Source organism: Vibrio sp. 1-Bac 57 (assembly GCF_037546855.1).
In the GTDB taxonomy this organism is placed as follows: Bacteria; Pseudomonadota; Gammaproteobacteria; order Enterobacterales; family Psychromonadaceae; genus Psychromonas.
The window spans coordinates 18514-37917 of the sequence record NZ_JALAAC010000029.1 but is presented as its reverse complement, the minus strand read 5'-3'; the positions used below and the strand labels follow the sequence as shown (position 1 = coordinate 37917).

Below are 19404 nucleotides of genomic sequence, written 5' to 3'. Positions count from 1 at the left end.
ATAAAAGCTATGCTGACAGACACTTAATTTACTTTGCTTTTAGCAAATCCTTTTGTCATAAAACGCGCATTACTTTTTGCCATCAATATGCCATCTACATATAACTCACCTTCTACTTTATAAAGAGGAGGACGAGAAGGCAGAACTTTAGCTGTCATCAAAATATTACTATTGATCTTCATTTCATGTAAAAAACGGATATTCATATCCGCCGTTACTGCTTCAATATCTTGATTAAAAACTGCTTGGCACATGCTGCTATCTAACAATGCCGCTAAAAAACCACCATGCAATATACTTTCATAACCCTGTTGGTGAATTGAGCTTTTAAAATGAGCCCAGACTTGCTGATTAGGATCACTGTAAAAATCTAATTTCAAACCTAATACCGCATTTGGCCCACACAACATGCAACCTTGATGGCTTTTTTTCTTACGCACTAAGGTTAGTGGCTGAGGGATATTATTGTTATTAAGTGATTGTAATTCTTTTAATAATTGTGTTTTTTCTGAGTCATGTGTAGCAGACATATTGACCTCTATCATTCATTATTGACAATAAAGTAATTGGCATATGCTAATTACTTGGTTAAGATAACATATCAAAAGGTAATTGATAACTGATAACTGAAATTTAGAAATAAGGATTGAGAACTGTAAATGAGACCTAAAATAAAGCGACATATCTGTGCTGAGAAATTTGCTAAATGCAGTCTATTTAAACCCAATGGCATTCCAGCAACTAAGCTAATCAAAATCAGCATTGAAAGTGATGAATTGGAGGCTGTCCGCTTGGTAGATATTGAAGGGCTTTCGCAACAGGATGCAGCCAAAAGAATGCAAGTTTCACGACAAACCTTTGCCAATATTTTAAAAAAGTCACGTTTTAAGATAAGTAATGCATTGATTAACGGTCATGCATTAGTGTTACCCAATGAATTAGTCAACCTAGATAATTAAGGAAAATACCATGATTTATGCTGTCGCAATGAGTAATAATAAGCTCTCTCACCAGTTTTCAAAATCTGAGAACTTCGCCTTTTATAATGAAAACAATCAGATAATAGCTGTGCATGATAATCCAGCTTTAGGCCTTAGCGGTTGTTCTGCAAAGTTATTGATTATTCAACTCTTACAAGAAATGCACTGCGATGTTGTGATTGTTAGAAAAGTAGGTGAGAAAACCTTAGCAAAACTACTGAATGCAGGTTTAAAAGTAGAGCAAGGTAATACAAGGGATGATATTGAAACATTATTGGAAAGTGCTAAATTACTTCGTCGTTCTTTAAATACACCTGAGCAAGGGGTGTTGAAAAAAGCATCACATAAAAATGCTGGTGGTCGATGCTGTAGTCATCATTAGATAATATATTCGTTATTCATCAATTTTATAGCTTAGATCTACATGCTTCAGGCCTTGAGGATTTTTGCATTTTGAATGCTAAAATGTTGAGTTAGCTTTAAATAATAAGTGGTTTAGTTTATTGGTTTAAATCACTTAACTACTTCCTGCCCATTACTAAATAGAAACACGATTAAAGGGTTAAGGTCTTTTTTGCTTAATTCTCTTCACCTGTTTAACTTGATTGCTTTTTATTCTATACTGCCTGCATCTTGTCGGAGTGCTAATGGGAATGTCCCAAAGGCTGAGACCACATTAAATAATTTTTTAATACATGGTACTAATCAGTGTTAACAAAATTATGTGGGATCCGTGGAACCTGATTGGGCTAATACCTACGAAGGGAACAAGTAGAAAATTTCATTCCATTGATTTTTTTTAACTTCCACACAAATTCGACAAGCACTCTTCTAATTTTTTATAAGCTTTTTATAATAAACAGGTAAAGAATGCTATGTCTAAAGATATTAACTCAACATTAAAAACAACCGATCGTAAAGGTCTATCACGCCGAGAATCACGCCAAGCTGCACAAGACTATATTCAAAATTTGAATAATGAGTCTTACCCCAACTCTGAAAAAATCTTTATCGATGGGGATATCCATCTTATCAAAGTCGCGATGCGTCAGATCCACCAAACCGATACGTTTGTTGGCGGCAGTGAAGATAATCCAGTTTATGAACAAAATGAGCCCATTCCTGTTTACGATACGTCAGGCCCTTATACTGATCCGAATACTAAAATAGATGTTCATGCGGGGTTACCAAAACTACGCCAAAGCTGGATAGAAGCGCGTGATGATGTTGAAAAACTTGACGGAGTGACGTCTGCGTTTGCACAAACACGTTTAGCGGATGATTCATTAGATGAATTACGCTTCGCAAATTTACCTAAGCCTTTGCGTGCTAAAAAAGGGCAGTGTGTAACACAAATGCACTATGCTCGTCAGGGTATTATCACACCAGAAATGGAATATATTGCGATTCGTGAAAACCAAGGCCGTGAGCGTATTAAATGTGAAGCATTACATTCACAACATGCAGGGCAAAGTTACGGGGCGAATTTACAGGAATCGATCACACCTGAATTTGTACGTTCAGAAGTGGCGAGAGGCCGTGCAATCATCCCATCAAATATCAACCATCCAGAATTAGAGCCGATGATCATTGGCCGTAACTTTTTAGTTAAAGTTAATTCTAATATCGGTAACTCTTCTGTCTCATCTTCCATCGAAGAAGAAGTGGAAAAATTAGTGTGGTCAACGCTGTGGGGCGGAGACACGGTGATGGACTTATCAACGGGTCGTAACATTCATGAAACACGTGAATGGATCATGCGTAATTCTCCAGTACCAATTGGCACTGTCCCTATCTATCAAGCTCTAGAAAAAGTGAATGGGGTGGTCGAAGATTTAAGTTGGGAAGTGTTTCGCGATACGTTAATTGAGCAAGCAGAACAAGGGGTGGATTATTTCACTATTCATGCCGGTGTATTGTTACGCTTTGTTCCGATGACGGCTAAACGTGTGACTGGTATTGTGTCTCGTGGTGGTTCAATCATGGCGAAGTGGTGTTTGACTTATCACAAAGAAAACTTTGCTTACGAATACTTCCGTGAAATCTGTGAAATTTGTCAGCAGTACGATGTGTCGTTATCACTCGGAGATGGGTTGCGTCCTGGTTCGGTTGCTGATGCAAATGATCAAGCACAATTTTCTGAATTAGAAATATTAGGTGAGCTGACTAAAGTAGCGTGGGAATATGATGTGCAAGTGATCATCGAAGGCCCAGGTCATATACCGATGCAGATGATCAAAGAAAATATGGATAAACAGTTAACAGAATGTTTTGAAGCCCCATTTTATACCTTAGGTCCATTAACCACGGATATTGCACCGGGTTACGATCATATTACTTCTGGTATTGGCGCTGCCCAAATCGGCTGGTATGGCTGTGCAATGCTGTGTTATGTGACGCCTAAAGAGCACTTAGGGTTACCGAATAAAGATGATGTAAAAGTGGGTTTGATTACTTACAAAATCGCTGCACATGCAGCTGATTTAGCAAAAGGTCATCCTGGTGCACAAATTCGTGATAATGCACTATCAAAATCACGTTTTGAATTCCGTTGGGAAGATCAGTTCAATCTAGGTTTAGATCCCGTAACATCACGTGAGTATCATGACGAAACCCTACCGCAAGAATCAGGGAAAGTTGCGCATTTTTGCTCTATGTGCGGTCCTAAATTTTGCTCAATGAAAATTACGCAAGATGTACGCGACTTTACTGCGAAGTTAGATTCAGGTGAAATATCGATTAAAATATTAGATGAAACCATTGTTATGACGGCAGAAATGACAGTGGAGCAAGGTATGGCGCTTAAAGCTAAAGAATTTAATGACAATGGTGCTGAAATTTATCAACCAGCTTTTGTGGATAAAATATAAAGCTTAGATAAAGTATGATGGCAAAAATTATCGGCGATTAGTCCTTTATTGATCGCTGGTTTACAAACAAGTTTAAGGTTAAATATGAAGAACATAGTGTGGACAATAGCTGGATCAGACTCTAGTGCCGGTGCAGGGATCCAAGCCGATCTTTGTACATTTCATGATTTAGGGGCTGATGGTTGCTCTGTGATCACCGCTGTGACGGCACAAAACTCTCAAGCCGTGCAGTTAGTTGAAAGTGTTTCAGAAAAAATGTTCACACAACAGTTAGCTAGCTTAGCGGAAGATATGCCCGCTAAAATCATTAAAATAGGTTTGGTTGCAAGTGTTGAGCACGTCAAAATACTGGCTCAACAGTTAGCTTTATATAAGCAAACTTGGGCACATAAGCCATTTGTTATTTACGACCCTGTCGCCGTTGCTTCAACGGGTGATGAAATGGCTGAAGAGGGAATTCTTGAGGTCATTAAAAAAAAATTATTACCACAAATTGATCTTCTAACACCTAATGCAAATGAAGTCCTCACGTTATCTGGTCATGCATTAATTTCTGGTGAATCTTTTAAACCGGCAGTGGATAAGTTAATCAGCATGGGTTGCGCTAGTGTTCTGATTAAAGGAGGGCACTTTGAGCTGGTGGATGATATTGCACTTGATTATTGGAGTGATGGAGACAGAGAAATCGCATTAACCAGCCCACGTTTAGATAATGTTCATACACACGGGACAGGTTGCACCTTAGCCAGTGCGATTGCCGCAGCGATGGCACTCGATTATTTTATTGAGGATGCTCTCGTTATTGCAAAAGCTTATTTAAACCAAGGTTTAAAAGCATCTAAAGCACTCGGTGCTGGTGAAGGATCTGTCGCTCATTGTGGCTGGCCAACACTAAGAGAAAACTTTCCTGAAGTCGTTTTACCTGAATCCTCTATTGGTTACGAACTTGACCTACCTGGTAACTTAGAAGCGGGTCCTGGTTTCGAGCCTTGTGATACGACTAAACTAGGTTTATATCCTGTTTTAGACTCTGTGGAGTGGGTCGAGCGAGCTTTAAAAATGGGTGTGAAAACACTACAGTTGCGTATTAAAGATAAACAGCCTGAGCAAGTAGAACAACAAATTATTGATGCTATTGCGTTAGGTAAAAAGTATGACGCAAGATTATTTATCAATGATTATTGGCAGTTAGCGATTAAACATAATGCTTATGGAGTACACCTAGGTCAAGAAGATATGGATGTGGCTGATTTGCCTTTAATTGCCGATGCAGGATTGCGTTTAGGACTTAGTACACACGGTTATTATGAAATGTTACGTGCAAGACAACTCAAGCCAAGTTATATCGCACTAGGTCATATTTTCCCAACACAAACGAAAGATATGCCTTCCGATCCACAAGGGTTAACGCGTTTGTCTAAGTATGCGAACTTGATGTCAGATATGGCAACCGTTGCAATCGGAGGTATTAGTTTAGAACGTGCTCCAGCAGTATGGCAGACGGGAATTGGTAGTATTGCGGTTGTAACAGCAATTACATTAGCAGATGACCCTAAACAGGTGATTAATCAGTTTAATGAGATCATGTGCTAGTAGTGAATAAAGGATAAAAATATGTTGAATGACGACGAATTATTACGTTATAGCCGCCATCTTTTATTAGAAGATGTTGGAGAAACGGGTCAACAGGCTCTCAAGAATGCCAAAGTACTGATTATTGGGATGGGTGGGTTGGGGGCGCCTGCTTCACTATATCTTGCGGCTGCAGGTATTGGGCATATCGTGTTGAATGATTTTGACCATATTGAAGTCAGTAATTTACAGCGTCAAATCGCATATCAAAGTTCAGATATTGGTGAGTCCAAGGTTGAAGTGACTAAGCGTAAATTACAACAAATCAACCCAGAAATTAAAGTTCGAAGTATCAATAAAGAAATGCACGAGATGCAATTGACCATGGAATTGACCATGGCGGATTTAGTGTTGGATTGCACTGACAACATGGCGAGTCGACAGTTGATTAATAAAGCCTGTGTTAATGCAAAAGTGCCTTTAATTGTCGGCGCCGCGATCCGCTTTGAAGGTCAACTAATGTTCTTTGATCATAGTGAAGTAAATTCACCTTGTTACCATTGCTTATTTCCAAGTTCAGAAGAGCAAGTACTCAATTGTAGTAACTCAGGCATTATTGGCCCTGTGGTTGGTACCATCGGGACACTACAAGCATTAGAAGCGATTAAATACTTTGTGGGTTTGCCTTCAGGGATTAAAAATAAATTAAAGTTATTCGATGGAAAGTCACTAGATTGGCAAACTTTTACGGTTAATAAAGATCCGAAATGCAAAGTATGTGGACAGCATTAATCTGGTTACGCTCATTAAATTGCACTGATAGAAAAAGGTTAATTGGACGGTAAGTAATGAAAATACAAATTAATGAACAAATAGTAGAACTCTCAGAGAATACCAATATCGAGCAATTATTAGCACATTTAAATAAACCCCTTATGGGCAGTGCTGTTGCGGTTAATCAAGACATTATCAGTCGCTCTCATTGGGCCGATACTATTATTAACGAGGGTGACAATATCTCTCTATTCCAAGCGATTGCAGGTGGGTAAATCATGTTATTTGATGAAATGAATAAAAATGACCAATTAATCATTGGTGATAAAACGTTTTCTTCTCGTTTATTTACAGGGACTGGAAAATTTAACGACCAAAAAACCATGGTAGCAGCCTTAAAAGCATCGCAATCAGAATTAGTCACAATGGCGTTAAAACGAGTGGATATGCAACATCGAGATGATGACATTCTTGCGCCGCTCATTAAAAATGGCATGAACCTATTACCAAATACCTCTGGTGCCCGTAATGCCAAAGAAGCCGTATTTGCAGCAGAGCTGGCCCGTGAAGCATTGCAAACGAATTGGGTTAAATTAGAAATTCATCCCGATCCGAAGTATTTACTACCCGACCCAATTGAAACCTTAAAAGCGGCCGAAATATTAGCGAATAAAGGTTTTGTTGTTTTGCCTTATGTTCATGCTGATCCTGTTTTGTGTAAGCACTTAGAGGCAGCAGGTTGTGCTGCTGTGATGCCATTAGGTGCTCCGATTGGCTCAAATAAAGGCATTAAAACTGGTGATTTTTTAGAAATTATCATTGAACAAGCCAATATTCCTGTGATTGTTGATGCTGGATTAGGTAGTCCATCTCATGCGGCTTTAGCGATGGAAATGGGCGCTGATGCGGTATTAGTGAATACTGCAATTGCCGTAGCTGGCAATCCAGTGGCGATGAGTGAAGCTTTTGCTAGAGCGGTTCAAGCTGGTCGTCAAGGCTATTTAGCTGGCTTAGGCGGACAAAGCTCACAAGCTATTGCTTCAAGCCCGCTAACGGCATTTCTTGAGGCAAGTCTATGAATTTCAGTGACAAAATAAAAGAGTATCAATGGGACGATATTCGCTTATCTATCTACGCTAAAACAGATACCGATGTACAACGTGCCTTATCAAAGCCGCGTTTAGATTTAGAAGATTTTAAAGCGTTAATAAGTCCAGCTGCTGAACCTTATCTAGAGCAAATGGCGCAAAAATCACAGCAGTTAACTTTGCAACGTTTTGGTAAAACGCAGCAGTTTTATATTCCACTTTACCTGTCTAACATGTGCAGTAACATTTGTACTTATTGTGGTTTTTCAATGCACAATGCATTGCGTCGTAAAACTCTCGACATGCAAGAAATTGAGAATGAATGCCTCGCCATTAAAAAAATGGGGTTTGATCATATCTTAATTGTGACTGGGGAATCTGAACGTAAAGTAGGTATGGATTATTTCAAGCAAGCTTTACCTGTTATCAAAAAACACTTTGCAAACATCACCATCGAAGTACAACCACTTGATCAAAACGAATACAGTGAATTGATTGAATATGGAGTCAACGCAGTATTGGTGTACCAAGAAACTTACAATCCAGTCACCTATGCTGAGCACCATCTTAAAGGTAAAAAATCTGATTTTATCTACAGATTGGATACGCATGATCGACTAGGTAAAGCGGGTATTCATAAAATGGGATTAGGAAGTCTGATTGGCCTAGAAGAATGGCGTACGGACTGTTTTTATGTAGCGGCGCATTTAAGTTATTTGGAGAAAAAATATTGGCAAAGTCGTTATACTATTTCATTTCCGCGTTTGCGCCCCTGTGAAGGTGGAATGGAAATAAAGTCAGTGATGAACGATAAAGAGCTAGTACAGTTAATCTGTGCCTATCGTTTATTTAACCCCGAAGTTGAATTGTCATTATCAACACGTGAATCTGAACACTTTCGCAACCATGTTTTACCCTTAGGTATTACCTCTCTAAGCGCTGGTTCAAGTACTCAACCAGGCGGTTATGCAGAGCAATCAGAGGTGGCATTAGAGCAATTTGAGATCAGTGATGAGCGTTCACCTGCTATGATGGCGGAGATTGTTAAAAAACAAGGTTATGAAGTGGTCTGGAAAGATTGGGATCATAGTTTAACTGCAAAATAATGGCTATTCCCGTTACCATTTAAGTGCAAAAATAATGTATTTTGATGAGTAACGGATATAAGGAAAATAAAGATGACAGAGTTCGAACAAGAAGAAGAGATTTATGCGACGTTAGTAGAAATTAAGCGTGAACCGATCGAGTTATATAAAATATTAAAAATTGAAAACCTTGTTTCCGGTGGTGGCGAAGCGAAGCAAGTGATCGCAGAAGGTTATGTTTCACTGAATGGAGAAGTCGAAACTCAAAAGCGTAAAAAAGTTTATGCGGGCGATCTGATTTACTTTAATGAACAATATTTTCAGATTGCCGTACAAGGTGAAACAGCTGATTATGAGTTTGTAGAGCAGGAGCAGCCGATTACGAATAATAATAGCAAACAAGATAAGCAATCAGAATTACCACAAGCTGCTAAAAAAAATCGAAAACCAATTAGCTTTTAAGGATCACAATAGTTAATTGTCGTTGATAAAAATTACATTTTTTTATTTATATTTCAATAGTTTAAATTTGAACCTTTTTATTTGTGTGATGCAGGTCACCATTTTGGTTTTTTATGTCATTTTTTCATGAATTTCTTTGAAAACTTATATAAGTTAGGGGCGTTACTTAACAGGGACACGGATCGTCTACATTTTTGACTAAAGTAATGGTGCTTATTCGAGCACTTATCTCTCAAAATCATCAATAAAAATGATTCTAAACTATAGGAAAATGAATATGACATTCAATAAATATTTAATTGCCGTTGCCTCTGGTGCTATTCTCTCTGCTCCGCTTTCTGCTGCTACTATTTACAAAAACGATGCCCAAGAATTCAATGTAGGTGGACGTGTAGAAGTACGTGGTAACCTAACTGATGGCGAATACACTGATAAATCTCGTGTACGTTTGAATGTAAACGGTAAAAACAAGTTAAATGAAGATTTGACTGTTTTTGGTCGTTATGAATTTGAAATTAAAGAAAACAAAGATGACAATGAAGCAAACCTAACAACACGTCATCTTTATGTGGGTGGCGATACTCAATTTGGTACTGTTATTTACGGTCATCAAAGTAATGCCGTTACCTACCTAACTGACTTCACCGATGTAGCTGAAATATTTGGTGGCTATATTAATGAAAATACAGCCACATCAAGCGACCGTTCAAAAAATACGTTACGTTATATTTATGAAGCAGATGCGTTAACTTTCCAAGTCTCTGGTACTCAAAATGCAAATGATAATGCCGATGGTTTTGGTGTAATGGCCGCTTATAAAATTTCGCCAGAAGTAGAATTAGCTGCTGGTGTAGCAAGCAGTGACCAAGAATATGATAATGGTGTGGAAAAAAGACAATCTGACTCTTATATGATTGGTGCACGATACTCAAAAGATAATGTTTACCTAGCAGCGACAGGCATGACAGGTAATATCTCAGCTGCTGGTATTGCAGATTCTGATTTTGTTGCTGCAGATGCTTATGCAGGTTATTACTTTGGTGAAGATAACGGTAACTTGGTCAACATTGGTTACAGCTACTATTCAGCCGATGACATCGCATCATTAGAGACGAACTTTGTTGCTGTTGAATATGCACGTTATGTCGGTAACTTTGCTGTATACGGCAGTTATAAACTAGCATTAAATAATGATACGTCCGCTGGTGACCGTGAAAATGAACTACAACTAGGTGCTCGTTACGGCTTCTAAGTTATTGTTCACGATATAGTTCATTCAGAAAAGCACTCTTTTTGAGTGCTTTTTTAGTTTTAGTTGGAGATAATTAAAGATGAAATTTTGGAATGTTTTGAGCATCGCAATGGCCTGTTGCATAAGTTCACAGGTGCTAGCGGATATCCAGTTAACCATACCTTCACAAGTTAAATTACAGCTTGTTAATGGTGAAAAGTCATCTAGTGCCTCACCGGTATTATTAAAAAATGGTCAAAATCAAATTGCATTTCGCTATCAAGATCGTTATCGCGTAGGGGGGGATGATGTATTTTATTCCTCTGATATTATCATTATGACCTTTGCGGGAAAGGATGATAATTATGTGATGGCTATACCTAAATTAACATCACAAGCTGAACGTGATGCTTTTAATGAAAAGCCCAGTATTAGCTTAAAAGATAGCCAGTCACAGGACGTACTATTTGAGCAGGGCAAACTATTGAAAAACGGTATGCAGTTTGACCGTGATTTAGTGGCAGAAATGAAAGATTATAATCTGACCTCTCAACCTGCTTCATTACAACAGCGTGTGACCATTATTACCACTCCAGGTACTCAGTCTGAAGTAGATGTTGCGGGTAAAATGTTAGATTATTGGTACCAGAAAGCAGATCGAAAAACGCGTGAACAATTCAAACTACGTATTAGTCAATAATATACCTTTTATGCACTCAGCTTGAATGCGAACACTCATCGTAGATTAGGGCCGCTTAAAGAATAAGAAAAATAAGAAAAAATAAGAAAGATAAGAAAGATAAGATAGTTAAGCTGCGCTTTATTACCTTATCTTTCATGCATTTAATATCCTCTTTTATCTGCTCAACACTGCTATAAATTGTGTTTATAATATTGATAAAACGTCAGCACCTTGGAAACATACTTTTGTGTCTCCGGATAAGGTGGAATCTGACGTTTATATCGTCTTACAGCCCCTTCCCCTGCGTTATAAGCCGCTAATGCTAAATCCTTACTACGAAATTCTTTTAATAATGTTTTTAAATAAAGTGCCCCAGCAAAAATACTTTGCGTGGGATCGAATGGGTCGTTAACACCAAATCGCTTTGCTGTTTCAGGCATTAGTTGCATTAACCCTTGAGCACCTGCCGATGATATTGCTGTTCGTTGATAAGCAGACTCTGCAGTGATCACTGCGTGTAAAAATGCCGGATCTAACTGATGTTTGTTGGCTGCATTAACAATAATCGGATGATATTTTCTCTGTAGCGTTTTATTACGTGGAATGGCGATATTGGTATAACTCTTAGCTTTCCAGTTTTTAAAACTAGGTGGCGCTCTATTGCTATCACTGCGAAGTAATAACTTATAATTTTTGTTTTCCTTCCGCTCGGAGAAAAATTTGTTACCACTTTTGTCCGTATACATATAAATATCGGCGCTTGCAGTGGATACAAATACACTTATAATTAAGCTCAATAAGCAGATAGATGAAGGTAATATAAGCTTTAGCTTTACCTTCATCTGAGCGGTTAATTGTGACTTTAAGCTGCTCATTAACATATTACTGAGAAACCTCATTCTCACTATTGATTGAATCAGAAGCCATCTTATTAATACTGAGGTCATTGCTACTTACATCTACTTTTGGTGAATGTGTTGTTAAAGCCGTTGAAACTGGGCTTGAAGCTGATTTTTGCACTGCATCTGCATTTTTTAAACCTTTATCTTTGGGATATAAAAATCGAGCATATTGTAATGTTTGAAGTGCTTTTTCTGGTTGTTCGCTGTGTTTATAAGCGAGATATAAAATATGAAAGTAAAAAGGTTTTGGAGAGCGATAAACCGTTGTTTCTAATTCGTTAATAATTTGTTTTATTTCCGCTTTATTACCACTTTGTATAGCGCCATTTAAGCGAAAATTATAAAGGTGGAAAGTGAAATTCGTATCAAAAACTAATGGGTTAACAATATGCATTAAGATTCTAATATCTGGATTTTGACTGCGTTCAAATGCGGTTATTTTTGCAATAGTAAATAAATTGGTCACCATAAAAATAGCAGTGAAAAGCGGAATCAAGGTGCCAGTAACACGCAGGAAAAAAGTCGGGGTAAAGCGTTTTTGATGCGTTGTTTCGGATTCGTAATCGACATAAAAAACCAATACTATCAATACCAACCAATGTAAGGCGGAATGATAGAGGGGGTATTCTGTTTGAGTGTGTACTGCAATCGGCACGACTAAAGCCAATAATGCTAAAGCTTTGCTTAACTTAAATGAGCATAATAAAAGTATAAAAGTGAACACTAGCAGTAATATACCCAGTATAGGAGCAACACCACCTTCAATTGCCCAAAAAAGTAGATCATTGTGTGGATGTGTCAGTACTGAACTTTCAGGCTTTGATTGGCCATTTTTTACTTTTTCTGCGGTATGAATTAAATATTCTTTCTCAAAGCTACCATATCCGTAACCGAGCAAAGGTTTTTCTTTGATCATGTCCCAGCTATTACTATAGTGAACGAGACGTTGGCCTCCTTCTGCAAGGCTACTTACATTTCGAGCGCCTAACGCATCACCCTTCATTGAAGCAAAGCCGGTACCTAATAAAATCGCTAGTAAAAATAAGCCTAAACGTTTTTTATTAGTTTGCCATGCCCACGGTGCAATCAATACAAGCGCAATCGCAGTGCCTAAATAACCAGTGCGAGACATGGCAACGGTGATCACCCAAATATTCAGCATTGCAGTGAGTAATAAGAATATATGAAGCTTTTTATTGTCTACTTTCTGCAGTAAGTAGCCACTTAATATAAGTGTTGTCGCCATAAAACTAGCTAATACATTCGGCTGTTGGAAAATGCCATAGGGGCGCCCATAACCTACGTTGTAACCAAAGTAGTTATCGGCGGATAATAAATAGTCCTGCATCAGGCTATAACAAGCTTGTATTAAACCTGCTAATACAACTAATAATAAGATCTTTTCAACTTGTTGCCGAGTGAAGTTAAATTGTTGCAGACTGAGGAACAGTAAAATGCCTGCAAATAGCCCTAATAAACGCGTATAACTTTGATCTGCTAAGACATTGTTGGGGTAGAAAACAGGTACAAAGAATAATCCTAAGGCAATAAAAATAATGGCAGTATATTTAGAATAAATTATTTTTTGTTGTGCACTTATTTTCCATAATCCTAATCCGATTAACAGAGAGAAAAATATCCAAACGACATTATTAACCGCAAGTTCTAAGCCACTTCCCCCTTGATTATGTTGAAAGTAATGCGCTCCGAATCCCATTAAAAGTGTAAAGCTAATAAAAAACGTACGTGTTAATTTTTGTTGTAAATCCATTTATCTCTCATGTTTATTTAGGATTGTTTGTGATGCGATTATTTATTGAATCCAAATAATAAATAATCGCTATTGAGTTACTTCTTCTTGTCTAAAAGCGCTTTTAAGAATTGTCCCGTATAACTGCCTTTTACTTTTACTACCTCTTCCGGTGTGCCCGTTGCAATTATTTCGCCGCCGCCATTACCGCCTTCAGGGCCTAAATCGATGATCCAATCTGCCGTTTTAATAACATCCAAATTGTGTTCTATTATCACTAAAGTGTTACCTTTGTCGCGCAGAGTATGGATCACTTTTAGCAGTTGAGCAATGTCATGGAAGTGTAATCCTGTGGTTGGCTCATCTAGAATATACAGCGTTTTGCCGGTATCTCGCTTAGACAGCTCCCTAGCTAACTTAATACGTTGCGCTTCACCACCCGATAAAGTCGTCGCTGCTTGTCCTAATCGAATATAGGATAGACCAACATCCATTAATGTTTGTAATTTTCGTGCGATAACAGGCACCGGCTCAAAGAATTTAAATGCATCTTCAACAGTCATATCTAAGGTTTCATGAATATTTTTACCTTTGTATTTCACTGATAAGGTTTCACGGTTATAACGTTGCCCTTTACAGGCGTCACAAGGCACATAAACATCTGGTAAAAAGTGCATCTCTACTTTGATCATGCCATCGCCTTGACATGCTTCACAGCGTCCGCCTCTAACATTAAAACTGAAACGACCTGGTTTATAACCTCTAGATCGAGATTCAGGTGTGGCTGCAAATAGCTCTCGAATTGGTGTGAAAATACCAGTATAAGTCGCAGGATTTGAGCGTGGTGTTCTACCGATTGGACTCTGATTGATATCAACCACCTTATCAAGCTGCGATAAGCCACTAATACTCTTATGCTTAGCGGCTTGTATTGTGGTCGCTTTATTGAGCTTGGTTTGTGCTAATGGAAATAGAGTATCGTTAATCAATGTCGACTTGCCAGATCCTGATACGCCCGTTACACAGGTTAAAACACCAATAGGTAACGCTAAATCCACAGATTTTAAGTTATTTGCACTTGCAGCATTAAGTTTTACCCATTTACCAGTGAGTGGCGTTCGTTGCGCTGGGATCTCAATGGCTTTACGGCCACTCAAGTAATCGGCAGTTAGTGAGTTTTTAGCTTTTAATATTTTTTGATAATTACCCTGCGCAATTATCTCTCCCCCGTGGATACCAGCACCGGGGCCAATATCAATAATATGATCAGCTTGACGTATTGCATCCTCATCGTGTTCTACAACAATCACGGTATTACCTAAATCACGTAAATGAGTGAGCGTTTTTAGTAAACGCTCGTTATCACGTTGATGTAACCCAATGGAAGGTTCATCTAATACGTACATTACTCCCATTAAACCAGCACCTATTTGACTCGCCAAACGGATACGCTGTGCTTCCCCGCCTGATAAGGTTTCTGCGCTTCGCTCTAGGCTGAGGTAATTAAGGCCGACATTTACCAAAAAGCTGAGACGTTCTAAAATCTCTTTTAATATTTTTTCTGCTATTTGCGCCTTCTGACCCTGCAGTTGAATATTTCTGAAAAATTGTTCAGCATCTGAAATAGAAAGTTCGGAAATATAAGCAAGATTGACGTCATTGATAAATACATTTCGTGATGACTCTTTTAAGCGAGAGCCATGGCAGCTTGAACAAGGTTGACGGTTCATGTATTTGCTTAAATACTCACGCATGGCAGAAGACTCTGTTTCTTTATAGCGACGCGAACGATTAGGAATAACACCTTCAAAGGAATGCAGTCGAGAGACTTGATCACCTCTGTCATTGCTATAAGTGAAAGAAATTTTATCTGCACCAGAACCATTCAAAACGATTTGTTGTTGCTTTTTGCTAAGCGATTTAAAAGGACTTTTTACTGAAAAATCATAATGTGCAGCAACTGCTTGTATTATTTGATAATAGTAATTAGATTTACTGCTCCACCCTTCGATGGCTCCATCTGCTAGGCTGAGTGAGTTGTCGGTCACCACTCGTGCTTCATCAAAATACTGCTCGACCCCTAAACCATCACAGGTTTCACAAGCACCAGCAGGGCTATTGAATGAAAATATACGAGGTTCTAATTCTGCAATGCTATAACCACAATGCGGGCACGAAAAGTTAGCAGAAAAGAGTTGTTCTGGGTGGTTATTCTCCATGTCAGCTAATATCACAGACCCATGACTTAAGTCTAATGTGGTTTCAACGGATTCAGCTAGTCGCTGTTTAAGGTCACCTCGTACTTTAAAGCGATCCACAACGACTTCTATATTATGTTTTTTATGCAATGCTAATTTTGGTGGATCGCTTAAATCACAAATATCGCCATCAATGCGAGCCCGTAAAAAGCCTTGAGCCGCTAAGCTTTCAAATATTTTTGCATGCTCGCCCTTACGATCTTTGACAATCGGAGCGAGAAGCATCATTTTACTTCCTTCTGGGTGCTCCAAAATAGCATCTACCATTTGGCTCACGGTTTGCGCATGTAATGTGACGCCGTGAGTTGGACAACGAGGGTCGCCAATACGCGCAAATAATAAACGTAAATAATCTGATATCTCGGTAATAGTGCCGACCGTGGAACGAGGATTATGAGAAGTTGATTTTTGCTCAATTGAAATCGCCGGTGATAAACCTTCTATATGTTCTACATCTGGTTTTTCCATTAATGATAAAAATTGGCGAGCATAAGCGGATAATGATTCAACATAGCGACGTTGACCTTCTGCATATAAAGTATCAAAAGCTAATGAGGATTTTCCTGAGCCTGAAAGACCGGTGATCACAACTAACTTATCGCGAGGAATGGAAAGGCTAATATTTTTTAAGTTATGCGTTTTTGCGCCGCGGATTTCAATGTTGTTCATTACTTCTCACTCGCTAATTATGTTGAATAATAGATATATTCTAGTGGGTTGAGGGTGTTATTTGTTAACCGATTTGCTTATTTAAATCATAATACACTGTGAATTATTACAGTGGTAGTCAAGATTGAGTCGGAGCAAACGCATATTTTTGAAAATATATTACTTGTTACTAAATTTTTACTTTAAAATCATCTTTTTGTTTTGTATTTTGAAGTTTAAAGCAAACCGGATGGTTTTTTATGTTACGTATTTTTTTGATTATATACTCACTTTTTTTGAGTTCTGTTTCTTTAGCCCATAACTACCAACCACTGCAAGTTGCAGAAGCTAATTATCTAGCTGAGAATTTCCCATTACATTTATATATTGATTACTCTAAATCAATGACCATTGATGATATCAGTGAACTTAATCTAGATGGAAATAACAGCACTTCACGCATTAATATATCCGTTGAACGTGCCAATTATTGGTTTGTATTTCAAATGCACAACCAAAGCGAGCAAGCGATAGAGCGGATCGTTAAGTTTGATGAAACCTTCCTCTATCAAGCAGGTATTTACTATCGGGTTAAAGATTCGAGCTCAACTAAAAAGAAACATAAGAATACGCGATGGTTTCATGATCAAAGTGGTTTAGCTATCCCTGTTGCGGAGCGTAGTATTCATAATCGGCTACCGAGTTTTAGTGTGCCATTACAGCCTGGCGAAACAAAAACGATATATGCCAAGATCAACACCGAGATTAACTTGGTGACTGTCGGGCTTGAGGTAAAGTCTCCCTACCAATATGCGCAGGATGAGCAAATAGAGATTGCCGGATACTGGTTATTTTTTGGTATGTCCTTGGCTATGTTTATTTATAATTTGTTCTTATTGATATCATTAAGGGACAAATTATATTTTCATTACGTACTGTACTGCGTTACTTTTATTATTTTTGTCTTTATGTACAGTGGCTTTGATCTATACGTCATTGAATCTGCATCAGTGCATTATTTATATATAATTTCAATTTCCGTCTCGTTTGTTTTTCTATTGCAGTTTGTTCGAACATTATTACAGACCAGTAGTAATTTGCCAAAAATAGACTTTTGTTTACAGTTCTTGATGGCATTGTTTATCCTGCAAAGTGTGGTTAGTGGTATTAACACTCATTATTATTATTTAATTATCTATATCGCCATGCCAAGCACTTTATTTCTATTGTTAGTAAATATCATTGCATACTTTAAGAAAGTACCACTCGCTAATTATGCTCTGTTTGGGTTGAGTTGGTATGCATTAGGTGTGTTTGCTGTTGCAGGCGTTAATGCTGGGGTTTTACCTTTTAATTTCTTTACTCGTTATGGCTTTATGCTTGGATCGTTGATTGAATTAGTTGTCTTCTCATTAGCCTTAGCTTATCGAGTACATGATTTACAAGTCAATAAAAGCACACTGTATTTGAATTTGTACAAAGCTAAATATCAATTAGAAAAAACGGTTAAATCACGTACCGCTGAACTAATTGCTGTTAATAAATCATTGCAACAATTATCGCAGGAGGATGGTCTTACTGGATTATTTAATCGTCGTTTCTTCGATCAAACTATTGCCAAAGAATGGATGCGTCTACAACGAGAAAAAGGCTCACTTTGTTTAATTCTTGCTGATATCGACTTTTTTAAGCAGTTTAACGATATTTATGGGCATCAACATGGCGACCACTGTTTGCGTATTACCAGTGCCTTGATCAAGCAATCAACAACACGTAGTGCCGATTTAAGTGCGCGTTACGGAGGTGAAGAGTTTGTGATTTTATTACCTAATAGTAATGCAGAAGATGGCCGACAAATTGCCAATAAAATAAAACAAGCGTTAAAAGAAAGTCACATTATTCATTCTCATAATCCAGGGGGAATTATCACCATGAGTTTTGGCATTAGCGCTGTAATACCAGATCAAAATAGCTCAGTAGAGCAACTTATTAAGCAGGCGGATGATGCCTTGTATCAGAGTAAAGAGAACGGTAGAAACTGTATTACTATTCATAACGAAAGCGTATAAATGGCTGATATTAAAGTCAAAGAAAAACTCACCTTGATCGATAAGGTTAGCATCATTAGTTATCGTGCTGGCATGATCTTTTTCACTATTAGCTTATTAATAATAGCGTTGCAGCAATTGTACTATCCAGTATGGTACAAACATGGCTTAGTGTGGGTGGCTTTTTCGGTGTTATTAATGGCAGCTAATCTACATATCTATGATAAAAATATTCGTTATATTCTAGTCACTAGTGCTTGGTTAGGTGTGTGGTTAGTTTCTTTAAGCTTTATTAGTAGCGGACAAGTCGCCACTCATTTAAGCCTGGGGGCGCTATTAATTTGTTGTGCAGGTGTGAGTTACAAAGAAAGCTTTTGTTTTTCATTAATGATAGTGAAAATAAATCCCTTATTATTGTGTGTTTTCTATTATGGGGTGGTTTTTTCAAAACCTATAATTGCAGCCACTTTTGCAATAGTGAGCGCACTGATCAGCGCTTACATGGCCTACAAAAAACTACGTATGCCGTTGCATTATGACCTTGGTGATCGCAGTAAATATCAACACTAAACACCAACATTAAACACTGTGGTCATTTATCCTAAAATATAGATTTTGGCTGTTACTTACTTTTAGTCTGCTTTTTAGAGTTTTGCAGAGAAGATAACAAAAAAGTCGCAAAAGCGACTTTTTATAAATAACTGTAAAACCACAAAGGATTTATTCAGTAAGTAATATAACAGCATTCTTACCGCCATCATTCATACCATTATCAACGTAGTTATCAGCACCATCAGGAAGCAGTATTGATTCTTCACCTGCTTCAGAAGTTACTTTGTAAATAAACTGTAAACCTTCACGTTCTTCAGTTGAAATATTCTCAGCAACCTTAAATTTACCATTTTTAAACTTTTTCAGTTCAATGGCTTGCCATTGATTATGTTCAGACAATAAATCGATACTTGCTGCCCCGTTTGCGAGCTCTTTTGTTACTTCAAAGGTCACTTTAACGATTGGTTTATTTTTTAAAAATTGTTTTTTAATGCTCATACTT

The 19404-nt window shown here is 37.9% G+C and carries 17 protein-coding genes, 1 pseudogene and 1 riboswitch; of the genes and pseudogenes, 13 read left to right on the top strand and 5 right to left on the bottom strand.

Features of this window, described 5'->3' with window-relative positions; translation table 11 throughout:
• Positions 1-23 precede the first annotated feature (23 nt).
• Complete coding sequence (locus MT391_RS15955) at positions 24-530, bottom strand: PaaI family thioesterase (protein WP_499498967.1); 507 nt, start codon at positions 528-530, stop codon at positions 24-26.
• A gap of 129 nt (positions 531-659) precedes the next feature.
• On the opposite strand from MT391_RS15955, the gene MT391_RS15950 reads away from it, so the two are divergent.
• The 11 genes and pseudogenes from MT391_RS15950 (at position 660) to MT391_RS15900 (ending at position 10762) form a co-directional block, all read left to right on the top strand.
• Positions 660-959, top strand: a complete 300-nt coding sequence (locus MT391_RS15950) for a DUF134 domain-containing protein (protein WP_166371689.1) — start codon at positions 660-662, stop codon at positions 957-959.
• A gap of 10 nt (positions 960-969) precedes the next feature.
• Positions 970-1362 carry a NifB/NifX family molybdenum-iron cluster-binding protein gene (locus tag MT391_RS15945; protein WP_166371690.1) on the top strand — a complete coding sequence of 131 codons (393 nt, stop codon included), beginning with the start codon at positions 970-972 and terminating at the stop codon, positions 1360-1362.
• A gap of 245 nt (positions 1363-1607) precedes the next feature.
• A riboswitch (TPP riboswitch) is annotated at positions 1608-1764 on the top strand.
• Positions 1765-1855: 91 nt separating this feature from the next.
• Positions 1856-3850 (top strand): phosphomethylpyrimidine synthase ThiC, encoded by a 1995-nt coding sequence (gene thiC, locus MT391_RS15940; protein WP_499498965.1) that lies wholly within the window; start codon positions 1856-1858, stop codon positions 3848-3850.
• Positions 3851-3934: 84 nt separating this feature from the next.
• A complete protein-coding gene (thiE, locus tag MT391_RS15935) occupies positions 3935-5443 on the top strand; it encodes a thiamine phosphate synthase (RefSeq protein WP_499498963.1) in 1509 nt (502 codons plus the stop codon).
• Positions 5444-5464: 21 nt separating this feature from the next.
• Positions 5465-6214: a HesA/MoeB/ThiF family protein gene (locus MT391_RS15930; protein WP_499498961.1), complete on the top strand. Its 750-nt coding sequence runs from the start codon at positions 5465-5467 to the stop codon at positions 6212-6214.
• A 56-nt stretch (positions 6215-6270) separates the two neighbouring features.
• The gene (thiS, locus tag MT391_RS15925; protein ID WP_499498959.1) at positions 6271-6471 is read left to right on the top strand and encodes a sulfur carrier protein ThiS; all 201 of its coding nucleotides are present in this window, start codon (positions 6271-6273) and stop codon (positions 6469-6471) included.
• A gap of 18 nt (positions 6472-6489) precedes the next feature.
• On the top strand, positions 6490-7275 hold the full coding sequence (locus MT391_RS15920; protein WP_499498983.1) for a thiazole synthase: 786 nt from the start codon (positions 6490-6492) through the stop codon (positions 7273-7275).
• Positions 7272-8390, top strand: coding sequence for a 2-iminoacetate synthase ThiH (thiH, locus tag MT391_RS15915; protein WP_166371694.1), 1119 nt, complete (start codon positions 7272-7274; stop codon positions 8388-8390). The genes MT391_RS15920 and thiH overlap by 4 nt, the downstream gene beginning before the upstream one ends.
• A gap of 72 nt (positions 8391-8462) precedes the next feature.
• Positions 8463-8679, top strand: a pseudogene (locus tag MT391_RS15910) (RNA-binding S4 domain-containing protein); the annotation flags it as partial.
• Between the two features lie 429 nt (positions 8680-9108).
• Positions 9109-10083: a porin gene (locus MT391_RS15905; protein WP_499498957.1), complete on the top strand. Its 975-nt coding sequence runs from the start codon at positions 9109-9111 to the stop codon at positions 10081-10083.
• Between the two features lie 79 nt (positions 10084-10162).
• A complete protein-coding gene (locus MT391_RS15900; RefSeq protein ID WP_299664311.1) occupies positions 10163-10762 on the top strand; it encodes a YccT family protein in 600 nt (199 codons plus the stop codon).
• Between the two features lie 173 nt (positions 10763-10935).
• Here MT391_RS15900 and MT391_RS15895 read toward each other — a convergent pair whose 3' ends face one another.
• The 3 genes from MT391_RS15895 to uvrA all read right to left on the bottom strand — a co-directional run bounded on the left by MT391_RS15895 (position 10936) and on the right by uvrA (position 16323).
• Entirely contained in the window at positions 10936-11490 is a 555-nt protein-coding gene (locus tag MT391_RS15895; protein WP_499498955.1) for a lytic transglycosylase domain-containing protein, read from the bottom strand.
• A gap of 136 nt (positions 11491-11626) precedes the next feature.
• Positions 11627-13417 (bottom strand): PglL family O-oligosaccharyltransferase, encoded by a 1791-nt coding sequence (locus tag MT391_RS15890; RefSeq protein ID WP_499498953.1) that lies wholly within the window; start codon positions 13415-13417, stop codon positions 11627-11629.
• Between the two features lie 77 nt (positions 13418-13494).
• Entirely contained in the window at positions 13495-16323 is a 2829-nt protein-coding gene (gene uvrA / locus MT391_RS15885; RefSeq protein ID WP_499498951.1) for an excinuclease ABC subunit UvrA, read from the bottom strand.
• 239 nt (positions 16324-16562) lie between these two features.
• Between uvrA and MT391_RS15880 the strand changes: the two genes are divergently transcribed.
• Complete coding sequence (locus tag MT391_RS15880; protein WP_499498950.1) at positions 16563-18371, top strand: sensor domain-containing diguanylate cyclase; 1809 nt, start codon at positions 16563-16565, stop codon at positions 18369-18371.
• Positions 18372-18920: a DUF2301 domain-containing membrane protein gene (locus MT391_RS15875; RefSeq protein WP_499498948.1), complete on the top strand. Its 549-nt coding sequence runs from the start codon at positions 18372-18374 to the stop codon at positions 18918-18920.
• Between the two features lie 150 nt (positions 18921-19070).
• Here MT391_RS15875 and MT391_RS15870 read toward each other — a convergent pair whose 3' ends face one another.
• Entirely contained in the window at positions 19071-19400 is a 330-nt protein-coding gene (locus MT391_RS15870; RefSeq protein ID WP_166371702.1) for an early set domain-containing protein, read from the bottom strand.
• Positions 19401-19404 lie beyond the last annotated feature (4 nt).